The 17,710-nt window shown below is 61.4% G+C and carries 19 protein-coding genes; 11 read left to right on the top strand and 8 right to left on the bottom strand.

The window, feature by feature from the left end:
• Positions 1-114, top strand: a 114-nt coding sequence (locus tag ACPYOI_RS20355) for an SDR family oxidoreductase (RefSeq protein ID WP_481418645.1), incomplete at its 5' end; no start/stop codon positions are given.
• A gap of 69 nt (positions 115-183) precedes the next feature.
• Here ACPYOI_RS20355 and ACPYOI_RS20360 read toward each other — a convergent pair.
• Both ACPYOI_RS20360 and ACPYOI_RS20365 read right to left on the bottom strand, forming a co-directional pair.
• Complete coding sequence (locus tag ACPYOI_RS20360; RefSeq protein ID WP_481418619.1) at positions 184-390, bottom strand: hypothetical protein; 207 nt, start codon at positions 388-390, stop codon at positions 184-186.
• A gap of 266 nt (positions 391-656) precedes the next feature.
• The gene (locus ACPYOI_RS20365) at positions 657-788 is read right to left on the bottom strand and encodes a hypothetical protein (protein WP_481423294.1); all 132 of its coding nucleotides are present in this window, start codon (positions 786-788) and stop codon (positions 657-659) included.
• Between the two features lie 228 nt (positions 789-1,016).
• Between ACPYOI_RS20365 and ACPYOI_RS20370 the strand changes: the two genes are divergently transcribed.
• The 9 genes from ACPYOI_RS20370 to ACPYOI_RS20410 all read left to right on the top strand — a co-directional run bounded on the left by ACPYOI_RS20370 (position 1,017) and on the right by ACPYOI_RS20410 (position 9,559).
• The gene (locus tag ACPYOI_RS20370) at positions 1,017-1,688 is read left to right on the top strand and encodes an FCD domain-containing protein (RefSeq protein WP_481423295.1); all 672 of its coding nucleotides are present in this window, start codon (positions 1,017-1,019) and stop codon (positions 1,686-1,688) included.
• A gap of 21 nt (positions 1,689-1,709) precedes the next feature.
• A complete protein-coding gene (locus ACPYOI_RS20375) occupies positions 1,710-3,155 on the top strand; it encodes an MmgE/PrpD family protein (protein ID WP_481423296.1) in 1,446 nt (481 codons plus the stop codon).
• 55 nt (positions 3,156-3,210) lie between these two features.
• Positions 3,211-4,179 (top strand): tripartite tricarboxylate transporter substrate binding protein, encoded by a 969-nt coding sequence (locus ACPYOI_RS20380; RefSeq protein WP_481418623.1) that lies wholly within the window; start codon positions 3,211-3,213, stop codon positions 4,177-4,179.
• A gap of 49 nt (positions 4,180-4,228) precedes the next feature.
• On the top strand, positions 4,229-4,708 hold the full coding sequence (locus ACPYOI_RS20385) for a tripartite tricarboxylate transporter TctB family protein (RefSeq protein WP_168830084.1): 480 nt from the start codon (positions 4,229-4,231) through the stop codon (positions 4,706-4,708).
• Positions 4,708-6,204, top strand: coding sequence for a tripartite tricarboxylate transporter permease (locus ACPYOI_RS20390; RefSeq protein WP_481423297.1), 1,497 nt, complete (start codon positions 4,708-4,710; stop codon positions 6,202-6,204). Before ACPYOI_RS20385 ends, ACPYOI_RS20390 begins: the two co-directional genes overlap by 1 nt.
• Positions 6,201-7,571, top strand: a complete 1,371-nt coding sequence (locus ACPYOI_RS20395) for an MmgE/PrpD family protein (protein WP_481418625.1) — start codon at positions 6,201-6,203, stop codon at positions 7,569-7,571. Before ACPYOI_RS20390 ends, ACPYOI_RS20395 begins: the two co-directional genes overlap by 4 nt.
• Positions 7,568-8,341, top strand: coding sequence for an SDR family NAD(P)-dependent oxidoreductase (locus tag ACPYOI_RS20400; RefSeq protein ID WP_481418626.1), 774 nt, complete (start codon positions 7,568-7,570; stop codon positions 8,339-8,341). Before ACPYOI_RS20395 ends, ACPYOI_RS20400 begins: the two co-directional genes overlap by 4 nt.
• Before the next feature lie 104 nt (positions 8,342-8,445).
• Complete coding sequence (locus ACPYOI_RS20405; RefSeq protein WP_481418627.1) at positions 8,446-9,006, top strand: chromate transporter; 561 nt, start codon at positions 8,446-8,448, stop codon at positions 9,004-9,006.
• A gap of 1 nt (position 9,007) precedes the next feature.
• Positions 9,008-9,559 carry a chromate transporter gene (locus tag ACPYOI_RS20410; RefSeq protein ID WP_481418628.1) on the top strand — a complete coding sequence of 184 codons (552 nt, stop codon included), beginning with the start codon at positions 9,008-9,010 and terminating at the stop codon, positions 9,557-9,559.
• Here the strand turns inward: ACPYOI_RS20410 and ACPYOI_RS20415 are convergent.
• The 3 genes from ACPYOI_RS20415 to ACPYOI_RS20425 are packed head-to-tail and all read right to left on the bottom strand — an operon-like array spanning position 9,556 to position 12,766.
• A complete protein-coding gene (locus tag ACPYOI_RS20415; protein ID WP_481423298.1) occupies positions 9,556-10,569 on the bottom strand; it encodes a PdxA family dehydrogenase in 1,014 nt (337 codons plus the stop codon). The genes ACPYOI_RS20410 and ACPYOI_RS20415 overlap by 4 nt on opposite strands.
• Positions 10,566-11,678, bottom strand: a complete 1,113-nt coding sequence (locus tag ACPYOI_RS20420; protein ID WP_481418630.1) for a tartrate dehydrogenase — start codon at positions 11,676-11,678, stop codon at positions 10,566-10,568. The genes ACPYOI_RS20415 and ACPYOI_RS20420 overlap by 4 nt, the downstream gene beginning before the upstream one ends.
• Before the next feature lie 11 nt (positions 11,679-11,689).
• Positions 11,690-12,766 (bottom strand): tartrate dehydrogenase, encoded by a 1,077-nt coding sequence (locus tag ACPYOI_RS20425; RefSeq protein WP_481423299.1) that lies wholly within the window; start codon positions 12,764-12,766, stop codon positions 11,690-11,692.
• Positions 12,767-12,952: 186 nt separating this feature from the next.
• Here ACPYOI_RS20425 and ACPYOI_RS20430 point away from each other — a divergent pair, with 186 nt between their 5' ends.
• Positions 12,953-13,879 (top strand): alpha/beta fold hydrolase, encoded by a 927-nt coding sequence (locus tag ACPYOI_RS20430; RefSeq protein WP_481423300.1) that lies wholly within the window; start codon positions 12,953-12,955, stop codon positions 13,877-13,879.
• Positions 13,880-13,938: 59 nt separating this feature from the next.
• Here ACPYOI_RS20430 and ACPYOI_RS20435 read toward each other — a convergent pair whose 3' ends face one another.
• Genes ACPYOI_RS20435 through ACPYOI_RS20445 form a run of 3 tightly spaced genes read right to left on the bottom strand, consistent with a single transcriptional unit; the run spans position 13,939 to position 17,555 of the window.
• The gene (locus tag ACPYOI_RS20435; RefSeq protein WP_481418633.1) at positions 13,939-15,009 is read right to left on the bottom strand and encodes an isocitrate/isopropylmalate dehydrogenase family protein; all 1,071 of its coding nucleotides are present in this window, start codon (positions 15,007-15,009) and stop codon (positions 13,939-13,941) included.
• Positions 15,010-15,022: 13 nt separating this feature from the next.
• On the bottom strand, positions 15,023-16,123 hold the full coding sequence (locus ACPYOI_RS20440) for an AbrB family transcriptional regulator (protein WP_481418634.1): 1,101 nt from the start codon (positions 16,121-16,123) through the stop codon (positions 15,023-15,025).
• Positions 16,124-16,139: 16 nt separating this feature from the next.
• Positions 16,140-17,555 carry an MmgE/PrpD family protein gene (locus tag ACPYOI_RS20445; protein WP_481418635.1) on the bottom strand — a complete coding sequence of 472 codons (1,416 nt, stop codon included), beginning with the start codon at positions 17,553-17,555 and terminating at the stop codon, positions 16,140-16,142.
• Positions 17,556-17,710: the final 155 nt, after the last annotated feature.

Consider the following 17,710-nt stretch of genomic DNA (forward strand, 5'->3'; position numbering starts at 1 on the left):
TATGGTGATCCGCAGGAATATGCCGACGTGGTCGCCTTCATGGCGAGCAGCCGCGCTTCCTATCTGACGGGCTCCGTTATCCGTGTCGACGGCGGCCTGATCGCGAGCGTCTGAGGAAACGGTCATGCTGGTCGACCGGGAAAACTTGCCCGCCGTCCCCAGCATGCGCCCCGGCGCGTCACGCTACGGTCGACGAGCTGCGCTTTTGAGCTCGTCGATAAGACCGGTGCCTCGCTCGACCGTATTGCCGCCGAGGTCGAGGAAATCAGTCGGCATGTGGCAGCGATCGTCGAGGCGGCGCGAGAGCAGTCGGTTGGCTTGAGCGAAATCAACAATGCCGTTAATTCCATCGATCAGGGAGCGCAACAGAATGCGGCCATGGTGGAGCATCGACGGCCGCAAGCCACGCGCTCGGCCGGGAAGTCGCCGGCCTCAACGCGCTTCTCGCTCGCTTATCCATCGCCCTCTCTGAGCCGCCAACCGAGGCGGCGCGCAGTGAACGCCGCCAGACAGTAGGATCCGACGTTCGTGAAATGCGCGGGAAGATCGTCTATGCCTTCGGTGGCGCCGCCGCTCCTGCCGCTACCTCGTGGTAAGAGTTTGAAACGGTCGGAAGTCTCCAAGCGCAGCACCCTCTCGGTAGGCAGGCAGCTTAACTAGAGAGGATGCTCGCGCAGGATTTCCTGCAGCGCCAGAGCAATATCGTCTGCGCCGGATTCCGCAATCAGTGCCAACTCTGCGATGCCGCTCTCCTTTCCAAGCGGCGCAACCGAACCAAGGTTGATCATGCGATTGGTTCGACGAAACGAATGCCGCCAACGTCATCCCATCACAGGTCCGCATGCTGATCGACGCACGCGCCTAAGATCCCCGGTCGGCCGGCAGACCGGCGTCCATATTGATGGACCGGGGACTACATCGAACGATTCTGCACTTGTGGGCGCCGCGGTCACACTACAATAAATTGTTGACAATTGACATTCAGCATACTACACGGCTGTAAAGAGGTGGCCAAAATGACACTGAATGCAATCGACATTCTTCGATCTAACTCTCTGCCTATGTTGCTTGAGCAGGAAATCGAGCGTGTCATTCTCGGTGGCGAATTTGCGCCTGGAGATCATGTCAACGAGAAGGAGCTGGCGCTGCGCTTCGGCATCAGCCGCGGCCCGGTGCGAGAAGCGTTGCGCTCCCTGGATTCGTCCGGACTTGTCGAGCAGGTACCAAATCGCGGTTTCTTCGTTCGGCGCCTGACTGCGGCTCAGGCCCGCGATATCTATGATGTCCGTGCCGTGCTTTTCGGCCTTGCCGGAAAGCTTCTGGCCGAGCGTATCACCGATGAGGGAGTGGATCAGCTCAGGGCCTTCATCGCCGACATGGATGCGGCCGTCGCCGCCAACGATTTCGGGGCATACGTCAAGATCAACTTTGTCTTTCACGAATTCATCGTCGTCAGCGCCGGCAATCCGACGCTGGCCCAGCAATACATGACGTTGGTCAAGCAACTTCGGCTCTACCGCGCTCGCAACTTGATGCTCGGCGATTCGATGCATGCGTCCCATCAGGAACATCACGCCATGGTCGACGCCGTCGCGGCGCGCGATCCGGCGAGGGCGTTGCTCGCCCATGCGCGGCATGTCGAAGCGGCTAAAGAGCGGCTGATGTCAACGGCCCCGAACCTTAAATAGAGAACCAGGAGACCTGAACGCGTGAATACCATATCCGACATTACGGCCCAGGCCATACGTTTCATCGAGCGCACGACCTATGCTGATTTGCCGGGTGAAGCTCTCGCCATCGGCCGCCGTTGCATGGTCGATACCTTCGGGCTTTATCTCGCAGGCAGCCGCGAGCCGTCGGTGCGGATCCTTATCGAAGATGCACTTTCCCAAGGTGGGCGCGGCGACGCGCCACTGCCGGGCGCCGGTGCGACGAGGGTGCCGGCAGCGCTCGCCGGCCGCGTCTGGGGCACCGCAGGACATGCCCATGACTGGGACGATACACAAGTTTCCCACGATCCGAACCATGTCTACGGCTTGCTGACGCACCCCTCCGTTCCACCGCTCACGGCCGCGTTGATGGTCGGCAACACGCTTGGCAATGTCGACGGCCGCGACCTCATGCTCGCCTTCCAGGTGGGCTTCGAGGTCGAGTGCAAGATTTCCGAATGGATGACGCCGCGCCACTACCGCCGCGGCCACCATACAAGCGGTACAGTCGGCACGTTCGGCGCGGCCGCTGCGGCGGCCAAACTCCTAGGCCTGAAAGGGGACAAGCTCGCTCACGCGCTCGGATTGGCAGCGAGCTTTGCTGCAGGTATCCGCGTCAATTTCGGCACGATGACGAAGCCGCTGCATGTCGGCCGCGCCTGCGAAAACGGCATCACCGCCGCCTTGCTGGCCTCGCGTGGTTTCGAGGCCGATCCGGCAGCGCTCGACGGAACCTGGGGCTTCTTTTCCGTAATGGGCGAGGGTTTCGATGCCGAAAAGGCAAAGGCCGGATTCGGTGCGCCGCTGACAATCGTCACTCCGGGTGTCAGCGTCAAGCCTTATCCCTCCGGCATTCTTACGCATCAATCGATGGATGCCATGCTGAAGCTGGTTCTCGATCACGATCTGAAGGCCGAAGAGGTCGATCGTATCCGTTTCTTTGCCGGCAAGAATATCATCGAGCCGATCCGCTATCCGATTGCTCGCAACCATCTGCAGGCGAAATTCTCGATGCCGGCCTTGCTCGCCATGATCGTGCTGTGCCGCCGCGCCAGCCATCACGAATTCGAGGACGCATTTGTTTCCGGAGAGGCGATGCAGGATCTGCAGGCGCGCACCGACGTCATCAATGATCTCGAGATCGATGCTCTCGGCTACGACAAGATCCGCTCGCGCATCGAGGTGCTCACCAAGGATGGGCGCACGCTTGTGCAATGGGCGGACGAGCGTTATCGCGGCGGACCTTCCAATCCGGTCAGCGATGACGAACTCGATGGCAAGTTCCGCATGTGCGCCGAAGGCGTCATCGATACCGGCGCCCAGGACGAGTTGCTGGCGCTAGTGCGCGGCATCGATACCGGTGCCGATATCGGTCGTCTCATATCACTGATCAGCGGTGACGATGCGAAAAGCCATGTCGTGAGGAGCTCACCGCGGAATAACTAAGACTAGAGGGAGCGCCGTTACGGGAGAAACGGCATTTAAAAAGGGGAGAGAGAACATGAAATTTATGAAATTGCTTGGAAAAGCGGCATTTGGAATGGCCGCGATGGGCCTTCTGTGCGGTACCTCCGCTCAGGCGGACCCGCTGCCTTATCCGGCCAAGGTTGTGACCTTGGTCACGCATTCGAGCCCGGGCGGCGGCAGCGACGTTTTCCTACGCGAGATGACGAAATACCTCGGCAAATACATCGACGCCACGTTCGTCGTCGAAAATATCCAGGGCGGCAGCGGCGCCAAGGCGATGGCCCGTGTGGCCTCGGCCGACGCCGACGGCAGCGTCTTCTACGCGACAACGCCGACCTACATCTACACGTCGCTGATGAGCAAGCCGCAGAGCACCTACAAGGACATGCAGCCGCTGGTCAACATCTTCCTCGACAGCGAGGTGATCTATACGCGGACAGACGGTCCCTACAAGACGCTGCAGGATGTCATTGATCATGCCAAGAAGGAACGTGGCCGCTGGGGCGCCGCCAATCCTGCTTCGCTGGAACGTCAGGCCGCAGAGCAGCTGAAGCGCGCGGCTGGCGTGACGCCGGCCATCGTCACCCATGAGGGCGGCGGCGACATGATGTTGAATGTGCTCAACGGCACGCTTGATATCGGCATCGGCGAAATTCAGGAGGTCCGCTCGCAGCTCGATGCCGGTAAGATCACCCTGCTTGCCACGTTCAATCCGGAGCGTATTGCGGCAAAGCCGGATGTCCCCACGGTCAAGGAACTGGGCTTCGACGTCACGCTCGTGAAGTTCCGCGGCCTTGCCGGCCCGAAAGGCATTCCTGACGCAACGGCAGCGATCTGGGACGAGGCTGTGAAAAATGTCCTCGCCGATCCCGACTATCAGAAGGCTTATGCAGCCGAAGTGCTGGTGCCGCAGCTGATCGGGCACAAGGAATATCCCGGTTTCGTCGACAATTTTGCCACCACGACAGAAGAGTTCCTGAAGTCGACGGGCGCCATCAAGTAATAGGCATGGGCCGGTTCGCCGGCCCAATTTTTTACCTGAGGGCTATCTCATGAACAAAGATCTTATCAGCGGCGTAGTGTTGCTTGCGATCGCCGGCACTTACTACACATGGTCCACACAGATCGCCGACAGCACTTTGTCAGATGAGGTGGGTGCCGGCGGTCTGCCGCAGGTCCTATCCGTCATCCTCGCGATTCTGGCCGTCATCCTGATCGCCCGGGCGTTGCTGGTTGCCCGGTTGCGGACAGCGGCGGCAGCGGGCTCCGACGACGAGGACGACAACGCCCGTCTGCCGCGCGCCATCGGCTTCCTGCTGTTCGGGGCGGCCTATATCTTCCTGCTGCCCTTCGTTGGTTACATCATCGCCACCGCGCTGATGATCGGGGCCGTTGCTCTCTACGAAGGTGCGCCTCGAACCTGGGTGGTCGTCGCGGCGGCGATCGGCGGCGGCGTCTTCTATTGGGCGGTATTCGTCAAATTGCTCGGGGTCCACCAGCCGATGGGCTTGATTTTTCAAGGATTGTTCTGATGACCACGCTCTGGGACATCATCCACCTTTTGACGGAAACGCCGCTCGTTTTTGTCGCCATCGCCGGCCTCACCTGGGGCATTCTTGGCGGCGCACTGCCGGGTATCTCGGCCTCCATCACCATGGCGCTCGTACTGCCGTTCACCTATACGATGGACCCGGCCCAGGCGATTGCGCTGTTGGCCTGCGTCTACATCGGCGCCGAATATGGCGGCTCGATCCCGGCGATCCTGATCAGGACGCCCGGCACCAATTCTTCCGCCGCAACCGTCATCGACGGCTACGAGATGAACCGCCAAGGCCGCGCAGGCGAGGCCCTTGGCATCTCCCTGATGTCCGGCGTCGTCGGCAGCCTGTTTGGGCTCGCCATGCTCATCTTGCTGACCGAGCCGCTATCCTGGCTGGCGCTCGCCTTCACGCCGGCGTCCTACTTCGGTCTCGGCATCCTTGGCCTCAGCGTCATCGCCTCCATGAGCGGCGGATCGCTCATCAAGGGACTTTCGGCCGCCACCGTCGGTCTGATGATTTCGACCGTCGGAACGGACCCCATCTCCGGCGTCACGCGCTTTACCTTCGATATTCCTGACTTGCTCGGCGGTATCGAACCGGTCCTCGTCATGGTTGGCCTCTTTGCGCTCACCGAACTGATGAGCCAATCGGGCTCGATTGCCGGGACGAAGCTGAATGCCAGCATCAAGATCAAGCTGCCGAGCCTTTCGGTGATGAACCAGCTCAAGCGTTCGCAATTCATCGGCTGCGTGCTCGGACTGTTCGAAGGTCTGACGCCGGGCGGCGGGGGCTCCATCGCCGCCTTCATGTCGTATAACGAGGCGAGGCGCTGGTCGAAGACGCCGCAGTTGTTCGGCAAGGGATCGGAAGAGGGCGTTGCGGCCCCGGAAGCGGCCAACAATACCGTCGCAAGCACCGCGCTCATTCCACTCTTGAGCTTCGGCATTCCGAGCTCCAATTCCACTGCCGTTCTGCTGGGCGGGTTGCTGATGCACGGCCTCATTCCCGGCCCGCGCCTTTTCGAACAGAGCGCCCAGGTGATCGACAGCATCTATGTCGGCTCGTTCATCGCCATCATCGCCCAGATCGGCATCGGTATCCTCATCCTGCCGGCCTGCATCTGGCTGGTGAACCGACCCAGGCACTATCGTTCGGGCTTCATCTTCGCGCTGATCCTGTCGGGCATTTTCACGCTCAACAACAGCCTGTTCGACCTCGGGATTGCGCTGGTACTCGGCCTGGTTGGCTATCTGATGCGGCTGACACGCTTCCCGGTCCTGCCGATGATCCTCGGTGTTGTCCTTGGCCACATGGTGGAGTCGAGCTACCGGGGTTCGCTGGTGCTTTCTGGCGGCGACCTGATGATCTTCCTGCAGGACCCGATCTCCGTCTGCCTGTTGTCCCTCGCCCTTATTTTCGTCATCTTCTCAATCGGCCGCGAACTTCGTGATGTCCGCAAGAGTAAACTAGAGGAAGCCCATTCATGAATGTAGCCGCTCCGACATCGACGCCTGTGGCAAGCAGGCTCGCGGCCTTTGCGGCCACGTCATCCCCTTCGGCTGCGGCAGCTGCCGTCTGCCGTCGCCTCGTTTTCGATGTCATCGCACTTGCGATCGCTGCGCGCGACACGGACTATGTCCGGGCGGCTCTTTGCAGTGCCGTCGACGAAGGCTCCTGCACGGCCTTCGGTCATAGCAAGGGACTTGGTTTATATGACGCTGCCCTCGTCAACGGAACCGCCGCGCACGGCGAGGACTACGACGACACGTTCGAAGGCGGGCCGATTCATGCCGGCGCAGTCATCGTCTCGGCGGTCCTGGCGATCGCCGAAAAACGCGGCCTCGATGGCCGCGCCGTCATGCGCGGCATTGCTGTCGGCACCGAGCTCATGTGCCGCATGAGCCTGGTCGCGCCGCAGGCGACACACAAGGCAAGCTTTCACCCGACCGCCATCTTCGGTGCGCCGGCTGCTGCCGCCGCCGCCGGCGCGGCACTCGGCCTCGACGCCGCAACGATCGCGCGGGCGCTCGGCATTTCCGGAAGCCTTGCCTCTGGCATCATCGAATACCTGGCTGACGGCAGTTCGACAAAGCGTCTGCACGCCGGCGCCGCGGCACAAGCAGGCCTCCGGGCCGCGTTGATGGCCGAAGGCGGCTTCATTGGTCCGCTGACGGTATTTGAAGGCGTCAACGGCATGTATAAAGCCTTCGCGCCCTCGAAGGTCCCGGATTTCAGCCGGTTGGTGGACGGTCTTGGCAAGGACTGGATTCTCGAGACCCTCGCCTTCAAACCCTATGCCTGCGGGACGATGACGCAGCCGTTCATCGATTGCGCCAAGAAGCTGGCGGCGTCAGGTGTAAGGGCCGAGGACATCGTGTCCATTAGCTGCAATGTGGGAGAGGGCACCGTTCACCGGCTATGGGAGCCGCTTGCTGAAAAACATCGGCCGCCGAACGGTTACGCCGGCAAATTCTCGACGCCTTTCTGCATAGCGGTCGGCTTCATCGACGGAGAGGCGGGCCTCGGCCAATTCACCGGCGAGCGGGTGATGGACCCGGAAGTCAGGGCGCTAGCGGCAAAGGTCTCCTATGAGATCGATCCGAACGATCCTTATCCGCGCAATTTTACCGGACATCTCAAGGCAGTTTTGAAAGACGGGACCGTGCGCGAATTCCGCCAGCCTCATATGCGTGGCGGCGCCCAAGAGCCACTGCCCGACAGCGAACTGCTGTCGAAGTTCGAGGCCAATCTCCGCTTCGGTGGCTTTTCAGGCGGTGCGATCGAGGCTCTGCGCAACGGGCTCGACCGGGTCGCGGACGGCGGTCGTGTCGATCTCTCGGCGGCAAGAGCATGAGCGGCGCGATGCGGGAAAATCATGAACTGAAAGGCCGCGTGGCTCTCGTCACCGGCGCCTCGCGCAATATAGGCAGGGCGATTGCCCTGTCGCTCGCGGAAGCAGGATCCGCAATCGCGATTGTTGCCCGGTCGGATCGGGCGGCGGCGGAAGCGGTGGCGCGCGAAGTAGAGGCGGCGGGCAGCCCGGCGACGGTATTGCTGGGCGACGTATCGCAGGAGGAGGATGCCGCGCGGCTGGTCAGCCAGACGGTCGAGACTTTCGGTGGCCTCGATATTCTGGTCAACAATGCTGCCATCCGCCGCGAGGCACCGGTCGAGGCGCTTTCCTTTGCCGACTGGCGCGAAGTGATGGGCGTCACCCTTGACGGCGCCTTCCTCATGAGCCGTGCGGCTATCCCGCATCTGCTGACTAGCAAGCAGGGCACGATCATCAATATCGGCGGCCTCACTGCATACACGGGCGCACTGCATCGTGCCCATGTCATTTCGGCAAAAGCGGGGCTCGACGGACTGACGAAGGCGCTCGCCCATGAGCTCGGTCCGCGTGGCGTGACCGTCAACCTCGTCTCCCCGGGGATGATCGACACCAACCGCCAGCATACGTCGACGGGCCCCGAACCAACGCACCACCAGACCACGCGCACGCTGGTTGGGCGTCGCGGCACGCCGGAGGAGGTGGCCGCGGCTGTCCGCTATCTCGCCAGTGCCAATGCTCGCTTCACAACCGGACAAACCCTGCATGTGAACGGGGGGGCGTTCCTGCCTTAACGACCGAAGCGAGACTCGGTCGGAAGACGGACCACGGCCGCCAGCCGCTCTCCGAACGATGACCGCGTCCTGCGTCCCAACCCATTAGTGACGGACATTGCCCGATGTCTCTATCCGAGCCAACCTTCTCCTCTCCGCGGCCGAGCCTTCCCGCTCTGTTTTTTCTGTGCTTCAGGATTGGCGTTTTGAGTTTCGGCGGCGGCCTTTCGGGATGGATCTATCAGGCATTCGTGCTGCGCAAACAATGGATTGACGAGGAGGATTTTTCAAGCAGCCTGGCGATTTCGCAGATGCTGCCCGGAGCCAATGTCGTCAACCTAGTGATTTGCATCGGCGAGCAATTGCGCGGACCGTTGGGCGCGGTCGCCTGTGTCGTTGGTTTCCTCGTCGGTCCGTTTTTTGCGGTCATCGCGCTTTATAAACTGTTCGATCTGTTTGCCGGCTATGCACTGCTGCCGGTCATTTCCAATGGTGTCGCCTTTGCGGCAATCGGCCTGCTGCTGATGATGTGCGTTCACGGCGTTCGCCGCGCCATGCGATTTCCGCCGTCGGTGGTCATCATTGGTGTGACCGCACTTTTGGTCGGCGTGCTGCAGTGGCCGCTGCTACCGGTGGCGCTTGCCATTGCCCCGATCAGCGTCGCCATGGCCTGGCGGAGGAGCTGACATGCGTGACGGTCTGCTCATCGGCCTAGCTCTGGTTTTCATTCCGTTTTCATTGACCTCGATCGGCGGCGGCGGCGCCATCATCGCCGGCGTCCAGAACGAGACGGTCAATGTGCACGCCTGGATTAGCGCATCGGATTTCATTCATCTCTTCGCGGTCTCAAGAGCGGCCCCCGGGCCGGGGATGATGTTGGCAACAGTCATCGGATGGAAGGTTGCGGGCTGGCTCGGAGCGCTGGTGGCATCGTTGGCGCTTTTCGTGCCGTCGTCGCTGCTTTGCTACACCGTGTTTCGTTTGACGAATACACATCGTCAGAAAAAATGGCATCGCGCCATGCGCGAGGGTTTGGCGCCTGTCGGCGTCGGCCTGATCATCGCCGGCGTGATCTCGCTGTTCCGCGTGGCCGATGGCGGCATGCCCGCGGTGGTGATCGCCAGCCTCGCCGGCGCGATCCTCTATTGGATCCCGAAATTCCCGGTCTTGATCTTGCTGATCCTCGGCGGCTTGGGTGCAGCCGCAGCATCGGCCGCGCCCAATCTCCTGGGCTTCTAGGCGGCGAGCCGCTTGAATTGGACGAGCCTGCTTGCCAGCCTGATGGCGTTCTCGAATGCACCCGTATCGGCAATGCCCTTGCCGACGATGTCGAAGGCGGTGCCGTGCGCCGGCGTGGTGAAGATGGTGTCGAGCCCGGCGGTCACCGTGACGCCGCGGTTGAAGCCACGCATCTTCGTGGCGATCTGGCCCTGGTCGTGGTACATGGCAAGCACGCCATCATAATCGCCGGCGAATGCTTTCAGGTAGACGGTATCCGACGGGAACGGCCCCTCGCAATTGAACCCCCTGGCAGCCATGGCTTTGACCGCCGGGCGGATGATCTCGATCTCCTCCATTCCGAACAGGCCGTTTTCTCCGGCATGCGGGTTGAGGGCAGCAACGGCGAGCCGAGGCGAAACGATGCCGGCCTTGCGCATCATCGTCACCGACAATTCGATGGCATTCTCGATCGCCGCACGGTCGATCTGATCCACAGCCTGACGTAGCGGCACATGCGACGTGACGCGCGACATCCATTGATTGTCGAGCACGTTCATCTCGCTGAAATAGCCGCGATGGCCAAGCAGGTGGGCAAACATCTTGTGTTCGTCCGGAAAACGCCATCCGCCGTCATACATCGCACGCTTGTTCAGCGGCGCGAAGGAAATTGCGTCGACCTCGCCGGCTTTTGCAAAATCAATCGCCCGCGCCAGGGTTTCGCCGGTGATGCGGCCCGACTCGGCGCTGCCGATGCCCGGCGCATAGAGAGAGGGATCGGCATTACTCAGGTCGATGATCGGTATGGTCTTGTCCGACCAGTCGATGACCGCAGGGCTGTCATAGCGCCGGTATTCAAGGCGAACATCGGCCTGGCGCATGCCGAGGTCGAGCACCCTGATATCGCCGACCACGACGATACGGGCAGTCTCCAGCATCCGGCCGTCGTGAAGAATGCGGGCTGTCTGCTCCGGCCCGATGCCGGTGCAATCGCCTGGGGTGAGGGCGATGACGGGAAGCTCTCGGCTCATGATTGCCTCGATGTTTGAAGGGTGGGGAGGGATCTTGCCAAAAGCGCTTCGGCAATGGCCTTGCCGCAGGTCACCGTGTCGGCGCTGCCGCCAAGATCTCCGGTCCTCGAAGCGGGATTGGTGAGCACGTTCTCGATCGAAGAGACGATGGCTGCCGCTGCCTCGGGATGGCCGAGGTGGTCGAGCATCATGGCTCCGGCCCAGATCTGGCCGATCGGATTTGCAATTCCTTTACCGGCAATGTCGGGCGCGGAACCGTGGACCGGCTCGAACAGCGACGGGAAATTGCGCTCCGGATTGATGTTGCCCGAAGGGGCGATGCCGATCGTGCCGGTGCAGGCGGGACCGAGATCGGAGAGGATATCGCCGAAAAGATTGGAGGCGACGACGACGTCGAAACGATCCGGATTGAGCACGAAATGCGCGCACAGAATGTCGATATGATATTTGTCTGAGCGAACATCCGGATAGCTCTTCGCCATCTCCTCGACGCGCTCGTCCCAATAAGGCATGGTGATCGAAATGCCATTCGACTTCGTGGCAGAGGTGAGATGTTTCTTGCGCCGGCTCCGGGCAAGGTCGAAGGCGTAACGCAGGATCCGGTCGATGCCGACGCGGCTCATCACGGTTTCCTGCACGACGATCTCGCGCTCGGTGCCGGGATACATCCTGCCGCCGATCGAGGAATATTCGCCTTCGGTGTTTTCGCGCACGACGAAGAAGTCGATATCGCCCGGTTTGCGGCCGGCGAGCGGCGATGGAACCCCGGGCATCAGGCGCACCGGGCGCAGGTTCACATACTGGTCGAACTCGCGGCGGAACTGCAGAAGCGAGCCCCAAAGCGAGATATGGTCCGGCACGGCTTCCGGCCATCCGACGGCGCCGAAGAAGATCGCGTCGTGCCCGCCGATCTGTGCCTTCCAATCCCCCGGCATCATCCGCCCATGCGCGGCGTAATAATCACAGGAGGCAAAGTCGAAATGGTCGAAGGCGAGATCGATCCCAAATTTATCAGCGGCCGCTTCGAGGACGCGCAGACCCTCGGGCATCACTTCCTTGCCGATGCCGTCGCCGGCAATAGCGGCAATCTTCAGACGTTTGGACGGCACGTCGATCTCCCTTATTCATTGTCACCGAGGATGGTGGCGCACACGGCGTCCGTTACCATCTCGGTCGTGGCGGTGCCCTTGAGGTCCGGCGTGTGCAGCGACGGATCGGCGGTAACGCGTTCGATGGCACGCATCAGCCGCGCGGCCGCCGTGGATTCGCCCAGATGCTCCAGCATCATCACCGCCGACCAGAAGGTGCCGACGGGATTGGCGATTCCCTTGCCGGTGATGTCGAAGGCGGAACCGTGAATGGGTTCGAACATCGAAGGAAATTTTCGTTCCGGATTAAGGTTCGCCGTCGGCGCGATGCCGATCGAGCCTGCGAGCGCAGCAGCCAGGTCGGAGAGAATGTCGGCATGCAGGTTTGTCGCAACGATCGTATCGATCGATTGCGGCTGCAGCGTCATGCGGACTGTCATGGCGTCGACCAGCATCTTGTCCCAGGTGACATCGGGATAATCGGCGGCGACCTCACGGGCGATCTCGTCCCAGAGCACCATGCCGTGGCGCTGGGCATTCGACTTGGTGACGACGGTCAGAAGCTTGCGCGGACGCGATTGCGCCAGTTCGAAGGCAAAACGCATGATGCGGCTGACGCCGGCGCGGGTGAAGATCGAGACTTCCGTCGCCACTTCCTCCGGCAGGCCACGATGCGAACGCCCGCCCTGGCCGGCATATTCGCCTTCCGAATTTTCGCGGACGATGACCCAGTCGAGATCGTCGGCCGTAACGTCCCGAAGCGGGCTCCGAATGCCGGGCAGGATACAGGTCGGGCGAACATTGGCATATTGGTCGAATGGCTGGCAGATGGCGAGGCGCAATCCCCAGAGCGTCAGGTGATCAGGCACATCGGGCGCACCGACCGCACCGAAATAGATCGCGTCGAATGCTTTCAGGCGCTCGATGCCGCCCTCGGGCATCAGGACGCCATTGGCTTTGTAGTAATCCGAGCCCCAGGGGAAATTTTCGACCCTCAGTTCGAAGTGAGCGTCGCGGGCAGCGCAGGCCTCAAGGACGCGAAGTCCCGCAGCAACCACTTCCTTGCCGATCCCGTCGCCGGGAATGGCTGCGATGTCATACGTCTTCATGGACCAACTCCTCGCATTGACGGTGCATTTGTTATTCGCATGCCGGGATTTCTCACGATTGTCAATTATAAATTGTTGACAGTTTACCAAAAATGGGCGTGACATGACTTTATGATTTCCGGTTTCGTCGACGTTAGACAAGAGGAGAATATGATGCGGTTGCCCCCGAATAGGCCGATATCTGAAATGCCTTCGTTCTTCGAAGAGAAGGGCAAGTTGATGCACGGGTTCCGATATGAGCGCGTGCAGACCGCCGGCGCCGAGATCAACGTGGCGATCGGCGGGGAGGGACCACCGCTGCTTCTGCTCCATGGCAATCCGCTGACCCATGTAAGCTGGCACAGGATCGCGCCTGCGCTTGCCAGGAGCTTCACCGTCGTCGCAACCGACCTGCGCGGCTATGGCGACAGTTCGAAGCCTGATGGCGGCGAGGATCATTCTGGCTACTCGTTCCGGACCATGGGCGAGGATAACGCAGCCGTCATGTCGCATTTCGGCTTCGAGCGGTTCCAAGTTGCCGGACATGATCGCGGCGCCCGAGTGGCCTTCCGCATGGCCCTCGATTTCCCCAAGCGGATCGACCGTGTGGCGGCTCTCGACATCGTCCCGACGCATCATGCGCTCACCAATGTGACGCTGGGTTGGGGGCTGGAAGCCTACCATTGGTTCTTCATGGCCCAGAAGGCGCCGTTCCCGGAAAAACTGCTGACCGCCGACCTCAGCTATTACATCGACTACAAGCTCAACAAGAAAGGCGTCGGCCTCGATATCTTCAGCCCGGAAGCGATGGCGGAATATAAGCGCTGCACGACGCCGGAACAGATCCATGCGGTCTGCGAGGATTATCGCGCCACCGTCAGCGTCGACATGGCCATGGACACGGCTGACTACGGCAAGCGGACGATCGATTGCCCGGTTCTGGTCCTCTGGGGCTCCAACAGCCATTGCGGCCGCCATTTTGCGCCGCTCGACGCGTGGAAGCCCTGGGCGCCTGATCTGCTAGGCTGGGCCGTGCCGACCGGGCACTATCCCGCCGAGCAGCGGCCGGATCTCATCTACGATGCGTTCTGGAAGTTCTTCAATGGGCAGGATCCGCTACCGGCCGGTCGATGAACGCCGCGTCTTCCGTCAGCGATAAGCTCGCGGACGGAAGATCGCTTCGGCAAGACACGTCAGCCGAGGGCTGCAATAATGCCCTGCGTCATTCCGGCGGTGCCAGCGGTTCCCTTGATATCGCGTGTGCGGGTCGCGGGGTTTGAAAGTGCTGTCGCGATCGCCTTCTGCATGACCGATGCTGCCTCGACAGCTTGAGGGATCTTGCGGTTATGGCCCAGCCACTCGATCATCATGCGGGCTGACTCAATCATCGCGAAAGGATTGGCGATGCCCTTGCCGGCGATATCGGGCGCCGAGCCGTGGGTCGCCTGGGCCATGGCCAGATTGCCTTCGCCGATGCAAAGGCCCGGCGCCATGCCGAGACCTCCGACGAGACCGGCCGCTTCATCCGTCAGGATATCGCCGAACATGTTGGTGGTCACGATGACGTCGAAACTCTGGGGATCGCGGATAAGTCGCATCGCCATCGTATCGACGATGACCTCGTCGACGGCGACATCCGGGAACTCCTGCGCCACGCGGTGGCATTCTTCGACGAACATGCCGCAACCGAGTTTGAAGACGGTGTCCTTGTGAACCAGCGTCAGACGCTTCCTGCGCTGCTGGGCAATCTCGAACGCCGCGCGCGCGACGCGTGATGACCCAAGCCGGGTGATGACCCGCACCGAGATCGTCACGTCCTCCGTCGGGCGGAATTCGCCGGAGCCGGCCACGACGTTGCGGTCCGGCTGGAAGCCCTCGTTGTTTTCGCGCACGATCACTAGGTCGATGTTTTCGTGGATCGCACCCAGGCCGGGAAAGGATTTCGTCGGCCGGACATTGGCAAAGAGGTTGAAGCCCTTGCGCATGATCGGGTGCGGATTGATGGCACCCGGTACCTTAGGATAGGCCTGATGGCCAATCGGGCCGAGGATGAAGCCGTCCATCTTGGCGAGCGTCTCCATCGTACCCTCCGGAAAGGTCGAGCCGATCGTATCGAGCGCCGTCCTGCCGATCGGCATCGGTCGCCAGTCAATTTTGAGGCCGGTCATGGCTGCGGCAGCCTGGGTGACCTCGACGGCGGCGGGCACGATTTCGAGGCCGATGTCATCGCCGTTCAGAATCCCGATCACGAGATGATGTGTCATAAGAGCAGTCCTTTCAGTTGCAGGAGGCGTCGATACGGCGCGAAAGAGCTTCGAATATCCGAAGGGTGAACAGGATCGTCGTCATGACGACGGCGATGCGGGTGATCTGGAAGGCGGTGACGGTGGTGCCATCCAGATGCATCGCTGCCGCCGTCAGCACCATCTCGGTGACTCCGGCGGGCGCGACGGCGAGCAGGCTGGTCACGAAGGAGAGGCCCGTGGCAGCGGAAAGCAGCCAGGCGATGCCGGCGGCGATCGCCAACAGGAAGGTCGTGGTGACGAGTGCCGACATCGTCACCCTCGACAATCGCCCAAGCAATGAGCGTCGGAAACGGCATCCGAGCCAAATGCCGATGACGATCTGGGCGATGGTGAGAACGATCGACGGAATGGCGAAGGGGCCGAAACCGAACCCTGAAACGATGCCCGCGATGATCGCCGGCACAAGAAGCCAGGTGTTCGGCAGTTTCAGCCGCCGCGCCAGAAACGCCGCAACGGCAGCGACGATAAAAAGAGCGATCAGCGGCGCGGCGTCGGCGTGGAACGGGATCGTTACCGGCTGAATGCCTCCATCCTCGCCGAACAGCGTCACAAGGAACGGAACGATAGTGACGATCGACGTGACCCTGATAAGATGGACGACGGCGACAGTATCGCTGTCGGCGTTCTTTTGGTGCGCGACGACCGCCATCTCCGCAAGACCGGCCGCTGCGGTCGCGAAGAACGCGGTTTTGCCGTCGATGCCGGCGAGCATGCGGATCATCAGAGCCGCGACCATGGTGGCGGCGATGATGAGAACGGTCGAAAGCAACATGAAGGGCAACAGAGCTACAGTGGTGACAAGCACAGCCGGCACGAAGCGGAGCCCAATCGCCAAGCCCACGGCGACCTGACCAAGTTCCCGTCCATACGGAAGCGGTGCAATGGGAGTCCCCAAAATCGCCGCCATGCCGCAAGCCAAGAGCGGACCGAGCAGATAGGGAAGAGGCATCGCGATGCCTTTGGCGACGAAAGCGCCCGCGATGCCGATCAGGATTGCCAGACCGATCCGTATAATGGTGCGGCCGAAGACATATGTGTCGCTGCCGGTGCCTGATAGTTCCGAATTCGGCATCGCGATGTCGATCGCGTCAGGCGACGGAGATCAGGCGGGCCGACAACTCGTCGAGGGACGGCAACGCCTCGAGTCTGCGCACCAGTTCGACGATCTCGTTTGCCTTGCCTTTGGCCATGCCGGCGAATTCTGCATTCTCGCGGAATTTGTCGGCCACTTCGTCGTAGCTCATCGGGAATGCCGGGCTGCCCTTGCCGAAATCGGCGCGGCCGGAGATCCTGCGGCCGTCGGTGAGCTCGATATCGATCAGCGTCGTCATCAGATGGTAGCCCGCCGCTTCCGCCTCGTCGTCGATGACGAAATCGACCTTCTCGATCATTGCGCGTACATCTTCGCGCTCGACGGCGGCGTCGGTGAATTCGTTGAGGCCGGCACGGCCTTCGAGCAGCAGGATCGCCATGCAGAATTCCATGGAGAATTTTGCCTGCAGTTCATCCTTGGGACGATGATGGATCAGCGCGTTGGGCATATTGGAATTGGTGCCGACGCGGACGCGTTTCACCTCTTCGGCCCGGATGCCGTTCTCCTTGATCAACCGCAGCATTTCCGTCATGCCGGGATGCGTCAGCGAGCCCGATGGATGCGGCTTGATGGAAATGCCGGGATTGGCGAAAGTCCAGGGAGCGCCGAGCTTGCCGAAGATGGCATTCTGGTCATAGCCACCACCCGCAGCCGCGAAGAATCCGCGGGGCGCCTCGAGGATGCGGGGCGTGGCTGTCCAGCCGTAGGAGGCAAACTGGGCGGCGGCGACGCCGCTTTCCGATGAACGCCCGGCATGGAAGGGTTTCGTCATCGTCCCGAAGTTTTCACGCAAGCCGGCGGACTGGCTACCGGCGATGGACAGGGCCCGTAAGGTAGTGTCGACATCGAGGCCCATCAGCCGAGCGCTGGCGGCGGCCGCAGCGAACGTTCCGCAGGTAGCGGTCGCATGGAAGCCTGTCTGGTAGTGGCGCGGCGCGATCGCCTCGGCAACCTTGCACTCGACTTCAACGCCCAGATGATAGGCCAGCAGGAAATCCTTGCCCGAGGATTTGAGCACCTCTCCCATTGCGAATGCCGCCGGCAGCGCCGGAGCCGTCGGATGCGTCAGCAGGCCATAAACGCGGTCCTTGGCGACGGCGAGCTGCGTGTCGTCATAATCATCGGCGTGGATGCCAACACCGTTGGCAAACGCAGCAAAGCGAGGCGCGATCTTGCGGCCGCCGCCGATCACGGTCGCAGTGCCTCTCGCAAGCCCGAGATCGTCGAGATGGCGACGGACCAATTCACCGCTTTTGGCAACGGAACCAGAAAGAGCCAGACCGAAGCCGTCAAGTATCGATTTCTTGCCGAGCTCCACGACTTCTGCCGAAAGCTCCTCGAACTTCGTACCAACCACGAATTCGGCAACGTATTTTGTTAGAGCCACATCCGCCGCTTTGTTCTGGTCCATCCCAATTCCTCCTGTCGCATTTCTAGTGAGTAATTCTCAGGCGACAGTGCGTTGGAAATTGTCAATTGTCAACAGTTTTTCGTTTACAAAACGGACGCGAGTGGTCGATGCGCGAAGCGCACAACGCAAGCGGGAATGAATTAGGAAACGCGGCG

The sequence above is a fragment of the Rhizobium sp. SVR5-2C genome, from assembly GCF_056755115.1.